This is a genomic window from Streptomyces sp. NPDC060198 (assembly GCF_042728415.1).
In the GTDB taxonomy this organism is placed as follows: domain Bacteria; phylum Actinomycetota; class Actinomycetes; order Streptomycetales; family Streptomycetaceae; genus Streptomyces.
Genome location: NZ_JBHWZJ010000513.1, coordinates 1 through 4,028, shown reverse-complemented (window position 1 = coordinate 4,028; position 4,028 = coordinate 1). Strand labels below are relative to the sequence as shown.

Sequence of the window (4,028 nt, the reverse complement as noted above, 5' to 3'; positions counted from 1 at the left end):
CGCGTGCGGCGTGCCGGGGCCCCGTCGTGGGGAGGTGGGACCGGCTGGGACCGGTCAGTCGATGGGCGTCCAGTAGTCGGTGAGCCGGCCGGCTCCGAGTTCGACGCTCTTCCAGGTTCCGGGGAACTCCAGGACGGCGAAGGCGGCGGTCGGGAACCCGTCCCTGGTCATCCGGGTGAGCGCGTCGCCTTCGGCCGAGCCCGCGAGGGCGTCCGCCGCGCCGTGCATCCCGGGGTTGTGGCCGATGACGAGCAGGTTGCGCACCTCGTCGGGAGTCTCGTTGAAGAGGGCGATGAGTTCGCCGAGTGAGGCTTCGTACAGCCGCTCCTCGTACACGGTCCTGGGGCGCTGCTCGAACTCGTGGACCGCCAGCTTCCAGGTCTCCCGCGTCCTGACGGCGGTCGAGCACAGGGCGAGGTCGAAGTCGATGCCGGAGCCGGCGAGCTTGCGCCCGGCCACGGGCGCGTCCTTGCGCCCGCGCTCGGCCAGCGGTCGCTCGTGGTCGGACGCTTGCGACCATTCCGCCTTCGCGTGCCGGAGAAGAACGATCCTGCGAGGTGTGTCGACGCTCATGTCGTTCAGCTTCGCACGAATCGCGGCCCCGGGCGCAGGGTGTTGACGGGCTCGACCGCCAGGGGTGACGGGGAGGGCCCGGGAGTAGCCGGGCCGACCGTTCAGTAGGACAACTGATCGAGCGCCCGCTCGACGAACCGGCCGAAACCGGGGTCGGTGGACGCGGCGTGCGCCTGCTCCGGGCCGGCCATCACGAGCAGCAGTGCGGCGAACGCGAGCACCGGCAGCGCCACGGCCCACCAGGGCAGCCGCACCGGCGCCCCGGCGGCCGGCCCGCGCGCGCGCCGGGGGTTCGTACGGGCCGGCATGTCCGCCTCCTGGGGTCGTGGGTTCCTTTACCCAGAACCTACAAAAGAGCGGACGGCGCGCCCATCCGGTGACCCACCCACTCGACCCTGAACCTGGCCCCCTAGGGGATGGTGGGGCTGTCCCCACCATCGCCGCGGTCCACGCGCCGACCGGTGCCGGAGGGAGAAGACCGTCAGGGGGAGAAGACCGAGGCGATGACTCCGATGATCACAGTGATGAGAAGCATGGCCCCGAGGACGAGGAGAAGCTTCTTCTGGCCGTTCTGGGGATTCGGATCGAGCACTGGCATGGGGCAAGTCTCGCATCTCACCCGCGGCCGTCGATCGTCCGGTCCCGTCCGGCGAGTACACCCGCCACGATCTGCGGAACCATCAGCGCCGCCATGAAGGCGATGGGCAGTCCCCAGCCGCCGCTGTGCTCGTTGAGCACGCCGACCAGCAGCGGACCCGGGATCGAGATCAGGTAGCCGGTGGACTGGGCGAACACCGAGAGCCGGGCGACGCCCCAGCCGGTGCGGGCCCGCAGGCCGATCATGGTGAGGGCGAGCGGGAAGGCGCAGTTGGAGACGCCGAGCAGAACCGCCCAGACCCAGGCGCCGCCCGCCGGAGCGAGGTAGAGGCCCGCATAGCCGGCCAGGCCGCAGATCCCGAGGAAGAGGACGATGGGTCCCTGTGTACGCATCCCCGCGGCGACCCGGGGGATGACGAAGGCGAGCGGCACACCCATGACCATGGTGACCGCGAGCAGAACGCCCGCGGTGCTCGCCGAGATGCCCGCGTCCCGGAAGATCTGCGGCATCCAGCCCATGGTGATGTACGCGGCGGTGGACTGGAGTCCGAAGAAACAGGCGAGGGCCCATGCGGTCGAGCTGCGGCCGATCCGGAAACCCGCAGGAAGCGGCTGCGGGCCGGCGGGCGCCGCTCCGGCTCCCGCGCCCTCCGGGGCGGTGCCGTTGCCCCTGCGCACCAACGGGATCCAGACCAGCACGGCGAGGACGCCGAGCGCGGCCCAGACGGCGAGTCCGGTCCGCCAGCTGCCCCCGAGCGCGTCCGTCACCGGGACGGTGGCCGCCGCCGCCAGGGCGGTGCCCAGCGAGAGGGCCATCGAGTAGAGGCCCGTCATCGGTCCGACGCGGTCCGGGAACCAGCGCTTGACGATGACCGGCATCAGGACGTTGCCGACCGCGATGCCCATCAGCGCGAGCGTGCTGGCGACCAGGAATCCGGCGGTGGAGCCGGTGAAGGGGCGGATCAGCAGGCCCGCGGCGATCGCGACCATGCCCGCGAGGACGACCGTCGCGGGGCCGAACCTGCGGGCGAGGCGTGGGGCGGTGATCCCGAACACCGCGAAGCAGAGCTGCGGCACCGAGGTGAGGGCGCCGGCGACTCCGCCGCTCATGTGGAGCCCGTCGCGCACCTCCTCGAGGAGGGAGCCCAGGCTGGTGATGGCCGGGCGGAGGTTGAGCGCGGCCAGGACGAGACCGGCGGCGAGCAGGCGCGGCAGCCACGGGGAGATTCCCGCGGCGGGGCCCTCGGTGGGGCTTTCGGGCTTCGGGGCGGTCGGTCCGGTCGCCCGCGCCTGGGTCGTGGCGGCCGGGCCGGGTGTCTCGGTAACGTCTTCCAGCATGGCGCCATCATAGAATCATGGGATGATTCATTGTCCACCCCGGCGACGTGCTCCCGGGGCTCGGACGCCCCGGCGACGGGCTCCCGGGGGTCGGACGCCCCGGGCTCTGCTGACAGAATCCGGACCACGCCTCGCCGCGCCCGGCCACCGGGAGGTTCACGGGCCCACCGGGGCGCGGAACGTTGCGGAGCACTGCGGAACGCGGAACAAGGAGTCTCATGGCGCTGACGTCCCCCCGGCGTTCGGCACTCGCCGACCAGGTGATTGCCCAGCTGAGGAACCAGATCACCTCGGGCGAGTGGCCCGTCGGCTCGCGCATCCCCACCGAACCCGAGCTGGTCGAGCAGCTCGGGGTGGCCCGCAACACGGTCCGCGAAGCGGTGCGCGCCCTCGCCCACAACGGCCTGCTGGACATCCGCCAGGGCTCGGGGACGTACGTGGTGGCCACCAGCGAGCTGGCCGGGGTGATGCAGCGCCGCTTCGCGACCGCCGATGCGCGCCACGTGGCCGAACTCCGGTCCGTACTGGAGTCGTCGGCGGCGCGGCTGGCGGCCGGGCGGCGAACCGACCGGGACCTCAAGCAGATGGATGCCCTGATGGCGCGGCGCGAGGAGAGCTGGGCGGCGGGGGACGCGGAGGCGTTCGTCGCGGCGGACGCCACCTTGCACCTGGCGATCGTGGCCGCCGCACACAACGACGTGCTGACCGGGATCTACGCCGACCTGGGAGACGTCCTGCGCGACTATCTGCGCGGTGACGTGGATCCCGAGCTGCGGCCGGAGAACCTCATGGACCACGGGCGCCTGGTCGAGGCGATCCGCGAGGGTGACGCGCGCACGGCGGCCGAGGAAGCGGGGGGCCACGCGCTGCACTGCCCGCCGGAGCGGGGCTGAGGGGCGCCCCGCGGGCAACGGGATCAGCCCTCGTCCGCGCCGCGGCCGTCGTTCACGCTGTGGGTGACCCAGGCCGCGGCCACCTCTTTCCAGCAGCGGTCCTGCAGCCGGACCGTATGCCCCGGCCCGACGGCCACCGCCGCGCCGTCGCCGTCCACGTCCCACCACCGGGCGCACTCCGTGTGCAGCCGGACGACGTCGAGGGAGGGGTACGGATTGTGGCAGTAGGAGATCACCAGGGAGCCCTCGACCGTGGTGCGGCACTCGGAACCGGCGGGTTCCGGGGACGGCGCGCGCGGCGCGCGGGTGCCGGAGTCGGCGGCTCCGCCCGACCCGGCGGCGTAGATCCCGGCGGGGACCATGAGCGCGGCGACGGCTGCCGTGGAGACGAGCAGTACCCAGGTGCGGCGACGGGTGGGACGCACGGCAATCTCCTCCCCGCAGCCTGACCAGAGTCCGGTTCCTCCACATTCTGCGGTGGATCGCCGGTCTTTACGACCCGGGGCGGTACGGGCCCGGCGCCGACGGCCTCGGCCCCCCGGCAAGCTTCCCTCCGCCGGGCCCGCTCCGCCGGGGCCGGGACGCACGTCGGCCGCGCACCCCGCCGGAGGAGATCCGGATGCGGGG

The 4,028-nt window shown here is 72.9% G+C and carries 6 protein-coding genes; 1 reads left to right on the top strand and 5 read right to left on the bottom strand.

Annotated elements, in window-relative coordinates; translation table 11 throughout:
• Positions 1–54 precede the first annotated feature (54 nt).
• The 4 genes from ACFWEP_RS32640 to ACFWEP_RS32625 form a co-directional block, all read right to left on the bottom strand.
• Positions 55–573 carry a SixA phosphatase family protein gene (locus ACFWEP_RS32640; RefSeq protein ID WP_387375614.1) on the bottom strand — a complete coding sequence of 173 codons (519 nt, stop codon included), beginning with the start codon at positions 571–573 and terminating at the stop codon, positions 55–57.
• A 101-nt stretch (positions 574–674) separates the two neighbouring features.
• Positions 675–881 carry a hypothetical protein gene (locus ACFWEP_RS32635; protein WP_387375612.1) on the bottom strand — a complete coding sequence of 69 codons (207 nt, stop codon included), beginning with the start codon at positions 879–881 and terminating at the stop codon, positions 675–677.
• A 173-nt stretch (positions 882–1,054) separates the two neighbouring features.
• Positions 1,055–1,171, bottom strand: a complete 117-nt coding sequence (locus ACFWEP_RS32630; RefSeq protein WP_328722459.1) for an SGM_5486 family transporter-associated protein — start codon at positions 1,169–1,171, stop codon at positions 1,055–1,057.
• 17 nt (positions 1,172–1,188) lie between these two features.
• Positions 1,189–2,508 (bottom strand): CynX/NimT family MFS transporter, encoded by a 1,320-nt coding sequence (locus tag ACFWEP_RS32625; protein ID WP_387375610.1) that lies wholly within the window; start codon positions 2,506–2,508, stop codon positions 1,189–1,191.
• Positions 2,509–2,726: 218 nt separating this feature from the next.
• On the opposite strand from ACFWEP_RS32625, the gene ACFWEP_RS32620 reads away from it, so the two are divergent.
• Entirely contained in the window at positions 2,727–3,401 is a 675-nt protein-coding gene (locus ACFWEP_RS32620) for a FadR/GntR family transcriptional regulator (protein WP_387375609.1), read from the top strand.
• Positions 3,402–3,424: 23 nt separating this feature from the next.
• On the opposite strand, the gene ACFWEP_RS32615 is transcribed toward ACFWEP_RS32620, so the two are convergent.
• The gene (locus ACFWEP_RS32615; protein ID WP_387375607.1) at positions 3,425–3,826 is read right to left on the bottom strand and encodes a hypothetical protein; all 402 of its coding nucleotides are present in this window, start codon (positions 3,824–3,826) and stop codon (positions 3,425–3,427) included.
• Positions 3,827–4,028: the final 202 nt, after the last annotated feature.